The 15,639-nt window shown below is 44.2% G+C and carries 12 protein-coding genes and 1 pseudogene; 6 read left to right on the top strand and 7 right to left on the bottom strand.

Features of this window, described 5'->3' with window-relative positions:
• The first annotated feature begins 111 nt into the window (after positions 1 to 111).
• From QUA43_RS25295 to QUA43_RS25285, 3 genes are all read left to right on the top strand, one after another.
• A complete protein-coding gene (locus QUA43_RS25295) occupies positions 112 to 981 on the top strand; it encodes a lipid kinase (protein WP_333377420.1) in 870 nt (289 codons plus the stop codon).
• Between the two features lie 144 nt (positions 982 to 1,125).
• Complete coding sequence (locus QUA43_RS25290) at positions 1,126 to 1,887, top strand: IS630 family transposase (RefSeq protein ID WP_333377418.1); 762 nt, start codon at positions 1,126 to 1,128, stop codon at positions 1,885 to 1,887.
• 38 nt (positions 1,888 to 1,925) lie between these two features.
• The gene (locus tag QUA43_RS25285; protein WP_333377416.1) at positions 1,926 to 2,186 is read left to right on the top strand and encodes a transposase; all 261 of its coding nucleotides are present in this window, start codon (positions 1,926 to 1,928) and stop codon (positions 2,184 to 2,186) included.
• Between the two features lie 370 nt (positions 2,187 to 2,556).
• Here the strand turns inward: QUA43_RS25285 and QUA43_RS25280 are convergent, their stop codons facing one another.
• The 4 genes from QUA43_RS25280 to hemW form a co-directional block, all read right to left on the bottom strand.
• The gene (locus QUA43_RS25280) at positions 2,557 to 4,122 is read right to left on the bottom strand and encodes an FAD-dependent oxidoreductase (protein WP_333377414.1); all 1,566 of its coding nucleotides are present in this window, start codon (positions 4,120 to 4,122) and stop codon (positions 2,557 to 2,559) included.
• A gap of 264 nt (positions 4,123 to 4,386) precedes the next feature.
• Entirely contained in the window at positions 4,387 to 4,659 is a 273-nt protein-coding gene (locus QUA43_RS25275; protein ID WP_333377413.1) for a DUF1830 domain-containing protein, read from the bottom strand.
• A gap of 113 nt (positions 4,660 to 4,772) precedes the next feature.
• Positions 4,773 to 5,033 carry a hypothetical protein gene (locus QUA43_RS25270; protein WP_333377412.1) on the bottom strand — a complete coding sequence of 87 codons (261 nt, stop codon included), beginning with the start codon at positions 5,031 to 5,033 and terminating at the stop codon, positions 4,773 to 4,775.
• Between the two features lie 227 nt (positions 5,034 to 5,260).
• Positions 5,261 to 6,628: a radical SAM family heme chaperone HemW gene (gene hemW, locus QUA43_RS25265; RefSeq protein ID WP_333377410.1), complete on the bottom strand. Its 1,368-nt coding sequence runs from the start codon at positions 6,626 to 6,628 to the stop codon at positions 5,261 to 5,263.
• Between the two features lie 375 nt (positions 6,629 to 7,003).
• Here hemW and QUA43_RS25260 point away from each other — a divergent pair, with 375 nt between their 5' ends.
• Complete coding sequence (locus QUA43_RS25260; RefSeq protein WP_333231576.1) at positions 7,004 to 8,083, top strand: PIN/TRAM domain-containing protein; 1,080 nt, start codon at positions 7,004 to 7,006, stop codon at positions 8,081 to 8,083.
• A gap of 293 nt (positions 8,084 to 8,376) precedes the next feature.
• On the opposite strand, the pseudogene QUA43_RS25255 reads toward QUA43_RS25260, so the two are convergent.
• Positions 8,377 to 9,048 (bottom strand): annotated as a pseudogene (locus QUA43_RS25255) (Uma2 family endonuclease).
• 532 nt (positions 9,049 to 9,580) lie between these two features.
• On the opposite strand from QUA43_RS25255, the gene QUA43_RS25250 reads away from it, so the two are divergent.
• Positions 9,581 to 10,828 carry an MFS transporter gene (locus QUA43_RS25250; RefSeq protein ID WP_333377408.1) on the top strand — a complete coding sequence of 416 codons (1,248 nt, stop codon included), beginning with the start codon at positions 9,581 to 9,583 and terminating at the stop codon, positions 10,826 to 10,828.
• Between the two features lie 184 nt (positions 10,829 to 11,012).
• Here the strand turns inward: QUA43_RS25250 and QUA43_RS25245 are convergent, their stop codons facing one another.
• Positions 11,013 to 13,223, bottom strand: coding sequence for a Tex family protein (locus QUA43_RS25245; protein ID WP_333377406.1), 2,211 nt, complete (start codon positions 13,221 to 13,223; stop codon positions 11,013 to 11,015).
• A 242-nt stretch (positions 13,224 to 13,465) separates the two neighbouring features.
• Between QUA43_RS25245 and QUA43_RS25240 the strand changes: the two genes are divergently transcribed.
• The gene (locus tag QUA43_RS25240; RefSeq protein WP_333377404.1) at positions 13,466 to 14,326 is read left to right on the top strand and encodes a Uma2 family endonuclease; all 861 of its coding nucleotides are present in this window, start codon (positions 13,466 to 13,468) and stop codon (positions 14,324 to 14,326) included.
• Positions 14,327 to 14,473: 147 nt separating this feature from the next.
• Here the strand turns inward: QUA43_RS25240 and QUA43_RS25235 are convergent, their stop codons facing one another.
• Positions 14,474 to 15,451 carry a class II fructose-bisphosphate aldolase gene (locus QUA43_RS25235; protein ID WP_333377402.1) on the bottom strand — a complete coding sequence of 326 codons (978 nt, stop codon included), beginning with the start codon at positions 15,449 to 15,451 and terminating at the stop codon, positions 14,474 to 14,476.
• Between the last annotated feature and the right edge of the window lie 188 nt (positions 15,452 to 15,639).

Here is a 15,639-nt window from a genome sequence, read left to right as displayed (position 1 = left end):
TCCAGCATAATTGGTAAAATCGAAATCAAGCATTAATGTGATCCAGTTAAGCCATCAAGCTATACTTTTGGTAATTAAAAACACTCAATATTCCCCATTAAAAATCAACAAATGAAGAAAGCTCTACTTTTAGTAAACCAGCACTCTCGAAAAGGGCAAAAGCTATTATCTCAAGCCACTGTAGAATTAGAAGCACGGGGTTTTGAGTTAATGGTAGAATCTACGGATCACGCCCGCGAACTTCCCGACACAATTCGCCGCTACCAAAATCGAGTTGAATTAGTAATAATCGGTGGTGGCGACGGCACTCTCAACGCCGCCATAGAAGGTTTGATAGACACCAAGTTACCCTTGGGTATTTTGCCCATGGGAACTGCTAACGACCTAGCCCGCACTCTGGGAATTCCTACAGATTTATCCGCAGCTTGTCAAGTAATCGCCAGGGGTAAAGTTCGGCTAATAGACTTGGGTTGGGTGAACGGCCAGCATTTTTTTAATGTGGCAAGTTTGGGATTGAGCGTGCAAATTACCCAGCGGCTGACTAAAAACGTGAAGCAGCGCTGGGGAGTTTTAGCTTATGCTTTTACTGCTTTGCAGACAATTTTGTCAGCGCGACCGTTCCGAGCAGAAATTAAGGTAAACAACCAATCTTTTAAGGTGAAAACTATTCAAATTGCCATTGGCAACGGTCGCTATTACGGCGGCGGGATGACAGTTGCTGAGGATGCCACAATCGACGACAAGCGACTGGATTTGTACAGTTTGGAAACAAAAAACTGGTGGGAAATCATTGGTTTACTGCCGGCTATGAAGCAAGGAAATCATACCAGTCGGCCTAACGTTCGCACATTGCAAGCTCAAGAATTTGAGGTTAATACTAGCAAACGCCGTCCGATTAATACCGACGGTGAAATCACAACTTACACGCCTGCACAATTCCGAGTCATTCCCCAAGCTTTAGCAGTTATAGCTCCTTCATAACTCACAACTAATATATCAATTAACTGGTTCCCAGGCTCCAGTCTGGTAACGAGTAAATTATATAGCAATTCCATTTGAGATGTAAATATGGATTTCTATGGTAAAATAGAAAAGTTTGATAATAAATGAAAGGGAAGAAAGCAAATGGAAGCCAATCAAAATGAAAAAGAAAGACAAATAGAAGGTTTAATCAAATTTATAAATAGTAATGGAGACTCGCGAGAAATGAAGAGAGCCTTAGCCGTAAAACTGGCTCTACAAGGTTATGTGTACAGAGCGATAGAAAATATACTAAATGTATCTCAAGGTTATGTAAGTAAATGGAAAAAAAGATTTATAACACAAGGAATACCAGGTCTAAGATTAGGCTATAGAGGAGCGAAAACCAAGCTAACAAGAGAAGAGGAAGAATCAACCATACAGTGGTTATCATGCCAAGAATATTGGGATATATCCGAACTAGAAATATATTTAATAGAGGAGTACGATGTCATATTTGAATCGAAAGAAAGTTACTATAAGATTTACAGAAAAGCGAAGATAACCAGACAAAAAGCTGAAAAAGTAAATCCGAGAAAAAATGAAGAATTAGTCAAAAAAAGAAATGAAAAAATCAACCAAATTCTCGAAGATAATAGAGAGGAAATAGAGTCGGGACAGCTTGTAGTGTATGCAATAGACGAATGCCATTTAATGGGAGGAGACATTGTAGGTGAAGCATGGGGAAAGTCAAAAGAACGCGTGGAAATACCAATTAATAATTATAAAGATAGACAAACTTATTATGGTGCATTAAATTTGTTAGAACCAGATTTAATTCTCGAAAAATATTCAACAGGAAATGGAGAAAATACTGTCAAATTTGTCGAAAATTTACAAAAAAAAATGTCGGAAAAAGATTGTTAATATTTTGGGATGGAGTCAGACATCATACCGGAGAGAATATGCAGAATTTTTTAGCAAAACAAAATGAAGGACTAGCCAAATCGGAATGGAAAATTACTTGTGAACTTTTTGCCCTTTATGCACCCGAAGAAAATCCAGTTGAAGCAATTTGGTTTCAATTAAAAAGTTTGCTTAGGAGGTTTTATCGTTTCGGCAAGAATTTTAATATTGTTAATCTTTTATTTCAATTGTTTGCTAAATATAATCTTTTCAATTTTCCTAACTTGAAAAGATTTGATGCCTTTTCACAATTCATTTAGGATTGCTATATTATGTTGTGGAACAGGCATCTTGCCTGTTCATATATTCGCCACAGGCAAGATGCCCGTGCCACAATTACTTAATTAATGAATTAATTATATTGTGTTGTGGAACAGGCATCTTGCCTGTTCATATATTCGCCACGGGCAAGATGCCCGTGCCACAGTTAATTTAACTGGTTCCCAGGCTCCAGTCTGGGAACCCATATCTAGAGGCTCTGCCTCGGTGCCCAAAATGGAGGCAGAGCCTCGGGATCTGCGTTACCAGGCTCCAGCCTGGTAACGAGTAAATTATATTATGTTGTGGAACAGGCATCTTGCCTGTTCATATATTCGCCACGGGCAAGATGCCCGTGCCACAATTAATCAATTAATAATCGCCTCCAGCGCCATATTTCCACGCTTCAACTAATCGGTGAAAATAGTATTGCTGCTCCGGCGCTAAATTTTTCACCTTCGGTTCTAGGGCTTTCCCCAAAGGCTGCAATCCCGTATAAATTCCTAAATTTAGATAATGAACCATCCAATCGAGCAAATTAGCAACTCCTACCTGCGGGATAATTTTTATAACTAATCCGGGATGGCTAATTGCTGTTTTAAACAAGGTTTTTGACAAAGCCGGAAACAGCACGATATCCTGAAGAAACGGTTTTATTACAGGTTCTCCAAACTCTTCCATTACCTGAAATACTGCCGCCAAAAGTTGATTGATTTGATTGGGGTCTATTCTTTGATTAATCGCAGCACTCATCGAACGCTGAAACAACCAGGTAACTGATAGATTCGGCTGGTAGGGTTGCAAAAGTGCGAGGGAATTTTTGCTGAGACTGTCACTTGTCAAAGCTTCCTCAATTCCTAGAGTCAAGCGTTTGAGGTGGCGCACCATTGCCCCGAAACCGCCGAAGCTGAGGGGAGATTGGCTACCGCTGCTGTCTCCGACTGGGAGTATGCGATTCCAAGGGGTTTTTAGAGGACTTTGGCGATAGCAGGGGAAGAATCCGTAGAGTGCTCTTTGGAATTTTAACTGTTCGAGTTCGACTTTTTGATATTGGGGAAGCAAGCGTAAATACTCTTCAAATAATGTTTCTAAACTGAATCTTTCTGTGTCGGCGTCTATGTAGGTAAATAAGTAGGTGGTGCGGCCGTCTCTGGCTGGAAATGCTTCCCAAAAATATTGACACTGATTTTGCATTGGGGTGAAGGATGCAAATATATCGCCAGTGTCGTTTTTGGGGTATCCTTGAGCGCAACTGCCGACTACTAAACATACGGCGTCAGGTTTTTTGCCTTGTCTTGCTTGGCGGACAATGGGCGAGAAATGTCCCATTGCATCTAAAAATAATCTGGTTTTAAATATTTTTGTAGCAGCTTGTTCGTCGGTACTTGCAGATTCTACTGCGACTCCATCAGGGTGAATTGTTGCTGTTTTAAATGGTGTATTTTCAAAGAGTTTTCCTCCTGATTCTAGAAATCGCTGCTTGAGGGTTTCGAGAAGGTAAACTGGGTCTATTCCGATGTTGAGTACGTCGCGCACCCAGATGTCGGGGGTGTTGGCAAAGCTGATGCGGGCTGGGTTATATTCGGTGGCGATGGCTTTTTCTATCTCTTCAACTGATAGCAAATTTAGTTCTAAAAATGCGTCTAATTCTTTGCGAGAAATGTTCCATTCTTGATCGCGGCCTCGCAGGGTGCCGCGTTCAAGCAGGGCTACTCGCCAACCCCGCAGGACTAAGGCTGTACCGATTAATATTCCTAGGGTTCCGCCGCCGATAACTATGTCGAAGTCGAGGTTTTCGAGGGGTTGTTGGCTGTGTTTGACTGCTTGGGGTGCTGGTACGGTGTTTTGTTTGAGGTTTTCCCAGAGTCGATCGACTTTTCTCAGGCCTCCGAGGGCGTCTCCTGGTAGTTGGGAGAGGATTTGTTCGGTGAGGGACATCGGTTTTTAGGATTAAAGAGTGGTGGATTTTTTATAATTTAGCTTAGATTAACATTTGCGATAGTTTCAGGGCTGACGCATGGGGTGGCGAGAATCCCGGTTTATACGAATTTTGGGCTTAGTAACGATAAATATACAAAGACAGGGGCTTTGTGATGTCGCAAGTGCGATCGCGAACCGAGTTTTTATCATCATACAGAGAAACCCGGTTTCTGAAAAAAAACCGGGTTTCTACATCTCGTTGGTAAGTCTGGGGAATTATCTTCAATCAGCCGTACTTAATTCTTCAACTCGCAGCCGATCGCACAAAATTCGCTCGCACACTATACCACCAGTATCCGCACCCCTGCAAACTTCTAACTGAGCTTCCGGCAGCGCTTCAAACAAAAAACGTTCCCCTGGAAAAACCGTCCGCTCAAAATACCAATTAGGAATATTTGTAATGCGAGCGATTTGCACTTTGCTAGTATTATTAAGATACCAACACAAAATGCGCGTATGACCTTCGGAAATTACCTGATTTAGTGTCAAATTCATTTTTTTAACTTGTTTGTGCAATGGTGCGAGCGATCGGCGATGGACCTAGACTTAATATAGCATATTACCAGTTAAAACACAATTCTTTATACATTTTTTTTACATTTTTTGGGTTAATTAATTAATTTCGCCGGGGAAACATCAGCGCCTTCCACGTATTCCCAAGAAGGTGCAAAAGCGGGCATTGCTAAAGTGCAAGATTTCCATCCTCCCCTAACAGGTGCGTTCAACAATTGACAGTGACCAACTGAACCTCTTGCCTGTTGATAGTGACCGCAAAAATTACACTTGGAAGCCGGATTGCACCCGCGCTCGTTAATTACAAGGCAGGGCTGTTTTTGGGTTTGGTTGCGATCGATAGTTAAAGTGTTCATTAAATTACTTTTTAAATGTTCAGTCTTAAGTATGACGGCTGGAGTACAGTCGTGGCGTCTATCTCAAGGCTTAGTTCGCCTTTAAGTTTTGTTTAGGGATCGATATAAAATATATTATTTTTGAGATAATCAAGCTAGGGAGCAATTGAATTTCCTTCCGAGCGCATTGGCGGCCTCGGCTTTACTGCCGATCGCGCTTGCCTGGGGATATACTTCCTCAGACAGAGCTAATTATCCTCGCCTAACTTGCTGAACAAATCGGCTAAAATTGTATTAGAAAATAAAAAACCTTCGGGATCGCTCAACCTCAAATTGCCCGAAAGCGGAAGTTTCGCGCCCTCGCCTAAAGTTGCGTGAAGCGGAGCTATCCCGTAGGGAATCGCCCCATCCTCCGTCATAATTTCCACCCATCCTTGTCGCCAGTAGGGCTGCAAACAATGCCAAATTTTATCAACCGTTTGCTGAGTAAACTTTTCTGTCAGCGCCGATAGGCTAACTCCTTCTGCTAAACGCAAACCTAGCATCAGCGTTTCTAACAAAACGTCATTTTCTGAGACTTGAAAATTTTGCTCAATTGCTGGGTAAATATCTGGCTGGGTTTCCCCCCCAATTTGAAGAGTAGCAGGGGAATTGAGGCCAGAGATCGATCGCACCCACTGATAATATTCTTGAGTTTTGCGAGGCCTTGTCAACCTCCGGCCTTCCACGTAACTCGCCGCCCCCATTCCCAAGCCGTAATAAGGGCGATTTTCCCAATAAACGCGGTTGTGGCGGCACTGATAGCCATCGCGAGCGTAATTAGAAATTTCGTAATGTTCGTATCCAGCGCCCGTCAGAATTTCCCGCGCTAAACGATACATTTGAGCAGCGGTGTCATCTGCAGGCAGTGGCTGTGCGCCTGCTTCAAAGTAGCGCCCGAAAGCAGTTCCCTGCTCAACAATTAAGTCGTAACTCGACAGGTGAGTCGGGGCAATTTCCACCGCCGATTTCAGGGAAGCTTCCCAGTTTTCTAAAGTTTGGTGCGGCAGTCCCGAAATCAGGTCTAAACTGAAATTGACAATACCAGCCGATCGCACTATTTCCACTGCTTCAAAAATATCAGCGACAGAGTGCGATCGCCCGCAAGCTTGCAGCAATTCATCTTGAAAAGCTTGCACTCCCAAACTCACTCGATTTACTCCCGCCGCTGCATATCCCCGCAACTGTTCTAAAGTAAACGTACCCGGGTCTATTTCTATAGAAATTTCCGCCTCAGCAGCAATCCCAAATTTGCCGTCGAGAGTCTCTAAAATATTGCTCAACTGACTCACAGAAAGCAACGAAGGCGTGCCGCCACCAAAAAAAACTGTTTTCAGAGATGCGCCTAAATTTGGAGTTTCTTCAATTTCTTGACACAGTACGGCAACGTATTGGACTATGGTGCCGGAATTCTCGCCATTTTTGCGATCGCCCACCACAAAAACTGGAAAATCGCAGTAGTAACAGCGGCGGCGACAAAAAGGTATGTGCAGGTAAGCCGAACTGGGAATGCCGGAATTTGTCGCTTGCACACTTTTTTTTAATTCAAATGTTAAATAATCGGTGGTAGGGTTCATTACAGCTCAAGCCGAAAGCGCAACTTCAAATCTAAAGTTTTAATTAAACAATCATGAATAATTATGTATATTATGACATTTTCTTACCAAAAAAGCGCTGCGAACGATTGGCTCTTTTAATTTAAACTCGTACCGATTTTGAGCGCCCCAAATTCCCCAAAAGCCCGCAGCACGGTCTATTCGCACCTCGTGCCTGCTTGCGGCGGGGCGTGGTAAATGCCGATCGACTCCCTCGCACATCCCCCAGAGGGTACAACCGCGAAATATAAGTTTATGAAAATCCCTCAGTAAATATAGCGATATTCGACCAAAGCATGAAAACAAGTATCAGCACTGGAAAGATATAATGTGAATAAATTCATTAACCTAGAACTAATGCTAGACGCAATCATAATAATCTCATTCATAATCGCAGGCGGAGGCATCGGCTATTACGGAGTCGAACTCCTGCCGAGCAATCTGCTGCAGCAAGTTACAAATATACAAGGCTTAAGTTCTGTACTAGGTTCCTTTGGAGCATTAATCGGCTTCGTGATGGGATTAGTGGCTCAAACAACCTATCGACGCCTGGAAAAACAAGTCCGCGATATGCCAGTGGAGATGCTGCTGACGCGGGCGATCGGCTTAATCATCGGACTGCTAGTAGCGAACTTAATGTTGGCTCCGCTTTTCCTGCTGCCAATTCCCCGGGAGTTCGGCTTCATCAAACCTTTAGTCGCCGTCTTGGGAAGCGTCATGTTTGGCTTCACAGGCGTCAGTTTGACCGACACCCACGGCCGTGCTTTCTTGCGGCTGATCAACCCCAAAAGCTTTGACACGGTGTTGGTAGCCGAAGGTACTTTCAAACCAGCTTCTGCCAAAGTTGTCGATACTAGCTGTATAATAGACGGCCGGATTGAAAACCTCCTAGAAACAGGTTTCCTCGAAGGTCAAATTATCATCCCGCAATTCGTACTCCAAGAACTGCAACTGGTAGCTGATTCAGCCAACGATCAAAAGCGAGTGCGCGGACGCCGCGGCTTAGATGTACTCAACCGCATCAAAGAAACATATCCAGAACGGATTCAAATTCACTCGGCTGACTACGAAGATATTGCCACAGTCGATGCAAAATTAGTCCGATTTGCTTTGGATATCGACGGCATTTTGCTCACCAACGATTACAACTTATCGAAAGTAGCTACCGTCCAAAAACTGCCCGTTTTGAATATCAATGATTTGACTCATGCGGTGCGCCCGACTTATTTGCCGGGAGATACGATCGAACTAAAAATCCGCAAAGAAGGCAAAGAACCCTCTCAAGGAATCGGTTACTTAGATGACGGCACAATGGTTGTCGTAGAAGCAGGAAGCAGCTATGTCGGCGGCGAAGCCCGAGTCGTAGTCACCAGCGCCCTGCAAACCAGCGCCGGCCGCATGATATTCGCCCGCCCTCAAGAGTCCGTTATTGTTTAAAACAGAGTAACAATGGCCAGGGCAATCAGAATCAAATATTGCGATCGTTGTTCCCAATCTGCCCCGACTCTCTACCGCGCCCGGTATGACGAGTCGGGGCAGTGGTTTTTTTTGTGTCTTAAATGTTGGGAATCCGTAAGTCCAAACAATCCTTTTTACTTCTACGGCGGCACTTGGAAAGCTACCAAGAAAAAATAGCAATTAGCAGCTTGTTCTTCTTTTCTTTTCCTTCGCGTCCTTTGCGTCTTCGCGGTTCAATCATATCAATATCAGTGATTCAGGAGTAATTAAAATCAACCAATCCCGATCGCATCTTCATACAATGTCTCGATCGCACAGCTAAAATTAACGCTAGCAAACTGAACGTCTTGCCCTTGAGTGTAAGGATAAAGCACCCACAAACCCTCTGCATTCCGGCGAAAACACTCTACACTAACTCTTTCTTGATTGATTAATACATACTCTTGCAAACTTTCCGAAGTGCGGTAATCGGCAAATTTATCGCCTCTGTCGAAAGCCGCTGTTGTCGGCGATAAAACTTCCACAATTAAGCGCGGGTAGCGAATGAAATCTTCATCAGCATTTTTGTCTCGTTCATCACAACTAACCGCTAAGCTGTTGTGCATCTAATTTGACAGTCAATTTTTCTACAATTATTGTGGAACGGGCATCCTGCCCGTCTCTGGGTTCAATTTAAATGCGTAGCAGCTTACATCGGGATAGTAATAGAAATTTGATGCCTCAATCCGAACTTTCATATCTGCCATATAAGTTATGCAGCCACTTCCTCGAAGATGATTTCTCAACAGTGCAAACACATTTCCCGAAATGATAACATGAGCTTTGCTTGCCCCTGCCCTTGCATAGATTTCACCTTGCCTGTACTCGTGTTTGATCGGACTGACTTTCTGGGCTGCTAAATAATCTTCAGGAGAGACATAGGTGTCGCTTTTACTTGCAACCATATAATTTTGAGGTTGGTGAGGATTAAATTATTATAGCCCAATACGCTTGGGTTAGCGCTTTTAGACGAATTTCATTTCACGCATTTATGAGAGTTCCAGACTTGTGAAAGGAAATCAGATTATTCTTATCCCAAGCGTATTGTTTAATGTGTAGGTTTTCTCGCCACACATTCGATTCATGGGGAAATTGAATGCGATCGCAGAGCCATCAAACAAACAACTTTGTGGGATTAAAAGATTTCTGTCAATGCGTAAATCCTAGCTTTGTTGATAGCCTGAACTAATAAGTCTTATAAGAAATTCTGTATCTAAATATACATTTTTTGTATAAATCATGACATTTATCAAGTTATCCTGACATTAAGGGCGAGATTCCACACCTTACCTACAAAATTTGTAACCTCCAGAGCTGAGAAGGTACTCCAAGCTTTTACCAGGCTAGGGGCTTTGGTTGTTGGCGTTGGCACTCCAGCTAAGTTCTCAGATTTTAATCGTCTGTGAAATGTGATATGAGTTGAAATCTCTTAAATCCATGCCGAAATTCAAAGAATCTTTTAATCACCCCCATACCGAACCAGCCGATGCCACGATTCGCCTAAAGCAGCATAAAGACCTGTTTTCCTGGCTTTCGATCGCTGCGGCGCTAATTTTTCTACAGGGGTACATGATTGCTCCCCTGATTCCACGTTTGGCTGAAGTTTTTAATGTTCCGGTTCAGGAAATCGGCTTTATCGTTCCAGCCTATATGCTGTCCTATGCACTGATGGCATTATTCTTCGGCCTCCTGTCCGATCGCTTTGGTCGATGGTCTATTATTCGCATCTCGCTTGCTCTTTTTGTCATTTTCACGGCTTTAACTGCCACTGCTCAAAATGCTTCGCAGATGGCAACCTGGCGGCTATTAACCGGGATTGGAGCCAGTGGTGTGATTCCCCTTACCTTCGCCTTAATTGGCGATTTATTCCCGTTTGATCAGCGAGGTGCCAAGCTAGGATTGGTGTTTGCAGCAATGGAAGGGGGAATGGCAGCAGGCTCTGCGGGGGGAGCGATTCTTGAGCCATTTGTAGGTTGGCGATCGCTCTTTCTAGGTACTGCTGTGCTTGCTGCTGTTGTGCTTTGGCGGCTTCATCCTTACGGCTCTTTATTTGATACACCAAAAGTCACCAAATTACCGCCTATTCGCCAAATCTTTAGGGGATACAGCCAGATATTAGCAACCTTTCGGGGAAAGCGTACATATGCTTATGTTCTGTGGAATGGTATCTACCACTCAGGGGTCTATACATGGCTAGGGTTGTATTTATCGCAACGGTACGGTATGGATGCCTTGAGCATTGGTTTAAACATTCTTGGGTACGGCATTCCCGGTTTATTGCTGAGTTCTTTCATTGGTCAAGCTGTCGATCGGTGGGGACGGCGTTGGCTCGTTCCAGCAGGGTTGGTAATGGCTGCTGTGGCTGGGATTGCAATGATTTTTGAGATTCCGCCAATGGGAACGACGATCGCAGTTCTTATTTTGTCTTTAGGGTATGACCTGACTCAACCGTTGTTTGTCGGAATTGTGACCGATCTCGGAGATGACAACAATTTGGGGCAAACGATGGGACTGAAGGTATTTACTCTCTTTACTGGATTTGGTGTAGGCAGTTTCATATTTGGAGAGCTACTGCGCTTTGGATTTGGGCCTTCTCTCGCTATCTTTGGTGGCATTCAGTTGATAACTGGTTTGATTGCAGTCCCACTATTCTGGCAGGAAGTCCCCTCTCGATTACGGGGTTAGCGACTGTTGCCCAAACCAATGTTGCCTACATTAATACTTTTCTGTTGTACAGCATCTATAGAGCAATACGCTTGGGTTAGCGCTTTCAGACGAATTTCATTTCACGCATTTATAAGAGTTCCAGACTTTTGAAATACTCACCGCGCCTTCAGGCCGGTGAGTATTTCAGCTTTCCCCCAAAGTTTCAACGTCGGCGCGGGGCCGGAAGCCTCGCACTATTGCCATTTTGCGGTTGCGGTTTTTCTTGCAGCTTCATCGTCAAACTAACCCGCTTTAACTTTTCATTCACCTCCAAAACCCGCACTTTCACAACTTGTCCGACTTTCACAACCTGTTTAGGATCGTCCACAAAGCGATCGGCTAATTGAGAAATATGAACCAAACCATCTTGGTGCACTCCTACATCAACAAAGGCTCCAAAGTTAGCTACATTCGTGATTATGCCTTCTAATTCCATCCCAACTTGTAAATCGGAGATTTCTTTGATTCCTGCTTGGAAAGTGGCATATTTAAACTCGGCACGCGGGTCTCTTCCCGGTTTTTCTAGTTCGGAAATAATGTCTCGGAGTGTTGGTTCTCCGACTTTTTCGGTGACATATTTCTTGATATTTACAGTCTTGATTTTTTCCGATATTTGTGTTATTCCAGTCAACGGCAAGTCTAAATCCTTGGCGATCGCCTGCACGACAGGATAACTTTCTGGATGAACTGCGGTATTGTCCAGGGGGTTTTCGCCGCCGCGAATGCGGAGAAATCCGGCTGCTTGTTCAAAAGCTTTTGGCCCGAGTTTGGGAACTTTCAAGAGTTGGCGGCGATTTTTAAATGCGCCGTTTTCGTTGCGGTAATTAACGATATTTTTTGCAACAGTTGCCGTCATTCCTGATACAAATGTCAGCAGTTCTTTGGATGCTGTGTTTAAGTCAACTCCGACATAATTAACGCAGCTTTCGACTGTTTCGTCGAGTTTCTTTTTGAGCAGTTTTTGGTCAACGTCGTGCTGGTATTGACCGACTCCTATTGATTTCGGGTCGATTTTCACGAGTTCGGCGAGGGGGTCTTGCAAGCGCCGTCCGATGCTGACTGCGCCGCGGACGGTGATGTCGAGATCGGGAAATTCGGCGATCGCCACATCGCTTGCTGAATAAATCGATGCACCGGATTCATTCACCATGACTTTAATCGGTTTCCTATCCATTTCTGCCAAAACTTCCGAAACAAATTCGTCTGTTTCCCGGGAAGCTGTACCGTTACCGATCGCGATTAATTCAATTTTATATTTTTCAATTAAATGCTTGACAATTTTACCAGCTTGCTGGCGCTGAGCGGCGGCTTGGTGGGGAAAAATTGCTTGATATTCTAAAAATTGCCCGGTTTCATCGAGGGCGGAAACTTTGCAGCCCGTGCGAAATCCCGGATCGATCGCCAATGTGGGTTTCATTCCCGCCGGCGCCGACAGCAGCAACTCGCGGAGGTTGGTTTCAAAAGTGGCGATGGACTCGATATCAGCGACGGCTTTGTTGTGCGATCGTACTTCTGTAATTAACGAAGTCTTCATCAGTCGGTTGAAGGCATCCTTCAAAGTCGATCGATAAAACTCTTTAACTTCCGGTATCCTAGTTCTAATTTCCTGACCTTCCAAATAAGCCATCACTGCGGATTCATCAAACGCCAGTTCCAAATCTAAAACCCCTTCCGTTTCCCCGCGAAACAGCGCTAACATATTGTGCGACTGAACGCTTCTGGCTGCAACTTGATAATTGCGGTACATTTCAAATTTAGTGCTTCCTTCCGGGAAATCATCTTTAATTTTCGAGACAAAAACTCCTGTTTTCATCAAAAATTCTCGCAAATAAGCCCGCAATTCAGCTTTTTCCGAAACCGCTTCCGCCAAAATATCCGCAGCACCTTTGAGAGCTTCTTCTGCTGTCTTCACTCCCTTTTCTTCCGAAATGTATTTAGCTGCTTCCGCCTCAAAATCTGCTGGTTTAGCCGTCGGTAAGTTCAGAGTTTTGATAAAATTTGCCAGCGGTTCCAAACCTTTTTCCCTAGCAATTGTCGCTCGCGTCCGCCGCTTGGGTTTGTAAGGCAGATAAAGGTCTTCTAGTTCGTTTTTTTGCAAACACGATTCGATTTTGGCTTGCAATTCTTCAGTAAGTTTACCCTGAGAGCTAATCGTATCTAAAATTGACTTTTTGCGCTCTTCAATTTCCGTCAAATAGGTGAAGCGATCGGAGATATCCCGCAACTGAATTTCATTCAGCAAATCCGTGCGTTCTTTGCGGTAGCGGGCAATAAACGGAATAGTTGCTCCCTCGGCGAAAAGTTCCAGAGCATTATTGACTTGAGACAGATTTATGGAAAGTTCTTGAGCAATCAGTTGAGGAATGTCGATCATAGTGCAGAAGTTCGGATCAGTCGATTTTAGATTTTAGATTTTAGATTTTAGATTGACTTCACAGAAGAGAGGAAGAAAAGAGCTCATCCCGATTTTGTTAAAATCCTTTTCTAGGAGTGCGATCGTCCCGCACAGCAAAGCCGATATATCTCGCTTATAGCTCTCCGGCTTGCACTCCTGTGAAAGCCTCATTGGGATGTTCCCGTGATGTTAGCATAAATGGAGTCATTTCTCAATATTATATGTTTCCTTTTAAATATCCTGTGCCGCAAACCGATCCGCCGCGATCGCCCAGAGAAACGCTGCCGACAATGTACGATTTACCCAGCGAAGACCCGGAGGAACCTGGTTTGCCTGACGAATTTCACGATTTGCAGCCGCAGTTGTTGAGCCTGACATTTCGACCTCGGAATTATCCAGCTTCTGAGATATTTAGCGGCACCGAAATGAACCTTTATTATGACGTGTCTCACACTTTGTGGCACAAGCGGCCGGATTGGTTTGCAGTTGTGGGAGTTCCCCGACTTTACGATCGATCCGAACTGCGGATGAGTTATGTTACTTGGCAGGAAGGGGTGAATCCTTTTGTAATTGTAGAACTGCTTTCGCCGGGAACGGAAAAAGAAGATTTAGGCGACAATACCGATGAAGAAAAGTTGCCACCTCAGTCGGGAAACACTGCGGGTAACGGGCAAGTTTTGGAGGCCGAGACGAAGGAGGAACCGCCGAGAAAATGGGAGGTTTACGAGCAAATTTTGCGGGTTCCTATTTATGCCGTTTTCAGCCGCTATACTAACAAATTGCGAGTGTTTGAATTGAAGGGCGGACACTATCAAGAATTAGAATTGTCCGAGTCGCGAGTGTGGATTCCTGACCTAAGTTTGGGCTTGGGTTTGTGGCAAGGCGAGTTTCAGGGAATCGATCGACTGTGGCTGCGCTGGTATGATGTGGATGGCAATTGGATTCTCACTGAAGCGGAACAGCAACGGCAGCGGGCCGAGTCAGCGGAATCTAGGGCTCAACAAGCAGAAGCTCAATTGCAGTCTTTAATTCGGCGGCTGCGGGAATCTGGCATCGATCCCGATCGATTTTTAAACGGTTAGAGAAGACTGAAGTCCTGACTAATATTATGTCCGGTCGATTACCCCTAATACGGTAGGGGCGGGTTCACGAAAAATATCTGCCAATAATTGACAATCTCAAAAACCCGCCCTTTTAATCGCTGGTTCGCAGTCAGGACTTTAGTTTTTTTACTTCACAAGAAGACAGAAAGCCTCACTATACACAGGCTTTAAGATTTGATCGAAAATTGATTGGTTGCGGCTTGTTTGTTCGTTGCTGGTACTCTTTGGGGTCAAGTCATCCGCGTAGGGAGATTGATGCAAATAAGCTTTACCGACAGAACCGAAAAGTTGCAGTTTGTCAGAAATGACCGATTGCATGGCATCGATAGCTTTTTCCATTATTTCCAACAAATCCGGTTCTGACAAAGAAATGCTACTTTTTAACACGTCCATATAAGCTTCGCGAACTTCTGTATTCACATTAAATTTAGATACTCCGAATTTAATACATTGATGAATCATTGAGTCCGGCAAACCGCTAGCACCGTGCATCACTAACGGCACTGAAACAGCAGCCCGGATTTTTTCCAGACGCGGAAAATCTAGTTTTGGTTCGCTGAAATATTTGCCGTGAACGTTACCAATTGTTACGGCCAAGACATCCACCTTAGTTTCTTTGATAAACTCTGCTGCTGCCACTGGATCGGTCATCCTTGCGGCTTTCTCATCGATTGTCAAACCTTCTTGCCTGCCACTAATTCTGCCGATTTCTGCTTCAACTGCCGCACCGTTAGCGTGGGCTAATTTAGTCATTTCCCGGCTAAATATTAAGTTTTGTTCGTAGGGCAAAAAAGAACCGTCTGCCATAATTGATTTGATGCCGGCGACTAGCGCGAGGTGAATGTCTTTTTCTGAGGTGCTGTGATCTAAGTGTACTGCGATCGGCACTAAAGATTTGCGGGCCGCTTTGATGCACAGCGCAACTAAAGGCGATTTTCCGTATAGGAGGGCACTGGGGTGGAGTTGCAGTATAGCAGGACTGTGCAGCGCTTCGGCCGCATTGATGACGGCTTTTACTCCTTCGAGGTTGTAGACGTTAAAAGCGCCGATCGCATAACCACTTCTCAAAGCCATGTTCAGCAATTCGCTAGTTGAGGCGAGCATAATAGTACCTACTTTAAAAACTTTTCTGAATGTTGATCATTCTATCAAAGTTTAAGAGCAAGCTCAGCTTATTTTGTGTTTATTTTAATAATTGCGAATTCTTCGGCTACGATTTATCAGAAAATTGGGTTGAAAACCCTGTCCTTGTAGGACGGCTTTTTTCCATTGTTAAGTAAAATAACAAATCC

Origin of the sequence: Microcoleus sp. N9_B4 (assembly GCF_036701635.1) — a bacterium.
GTDB lineage: Bacteria > Cyanobacteriota > Cyanobacteriia > Cyanobacteriales > Microcoleaceae > Microcoleus.
Note: the sequence above shows the minus strand (reverse complement) of the source record. Positions and strands in the feature narration are given on the sequence as shown.

Coding starts and splice junctions, on each gene's coding strand:
- QUA43_RS25260 (WP_333231576.1), top strand. CDS start 7,004: ATGCTAGACGCAATCATAATAATCTCATTCATAATCGCAGGCGGAGGC.
- QUA43_RS25280 (WP_333377414.1), bottom strand. CDS start 4,122: ATGTCCCTCACCGAACAAATCCTCTCCCAACTACCAGGAGACGCCCTC.
- QUA43_RS25235 (WP_333377402.1), bottom strand. CDS start 15,451: ATGCTCGCCTCAACTAGCGAATTGCTGAACATGGCTTTGAGAAGTGGT.
- QUA43_RS25275 (WP_333377413.1), bottom strand. CDS start 4,659: ATGAATTTGACACTAAATCAGGTAATTTCCGAAGGTCATACGCGCATT.
- QUA43_RS25295 (WP_333377420.1), top strand. CDS start 112: ATGAAGAAAGCTCTACTTTTAGTAAACCAGCACTCTCGAAAAGGGCAA.
- QUA43_RS25245 (WP_333377406.1), bottom strand. CDS start 13,223: ATGATCGACATTCCTCAACTGATTGCTCAAGAACTTTCCATAAATCTG.
- hemW (WP_333377410.1), bottom strand. CDS start 6,628: ATGAACCCTACCACCGATTATTTAACATTTGAATTAAAAAAAAGTGTG.
- QUA43_RS25290 (WP_333377418.1), top strand. CDS start 1,126: ATGGAAGCCAATCAAAATGAAAAAGAAAGACAAATAGAAGGTTTAATC.
- QUA43_RS25270 (WP_333377412.1), bottom strand. CDS start 5,033: ATGAACACTTTAACTATCGATCGCAACCAAACCCAAAAACAGCCCTGC.
- QUA43_RS25250 (WP_333377408.1), top strand. CDS start 9,581: ATGCCGAAATTCAAAGAATCTTTTAATCACCCCCATACCGAACCAGCC.
- QUA43_RS25240 (WP_333377404.1), top strand. CDS start 13,466: ATGTTTCCTTTTAAATATCCTGTGCCGCAAACCGATCCGCCGCGATCG.
- QUA43_RS25285 (WP_333377416.1), top strand. CDS start 1,926: ATGCAGAATTTTTTAGCAAAACAAAATGAAGGACTAGCCAAATCGGAA.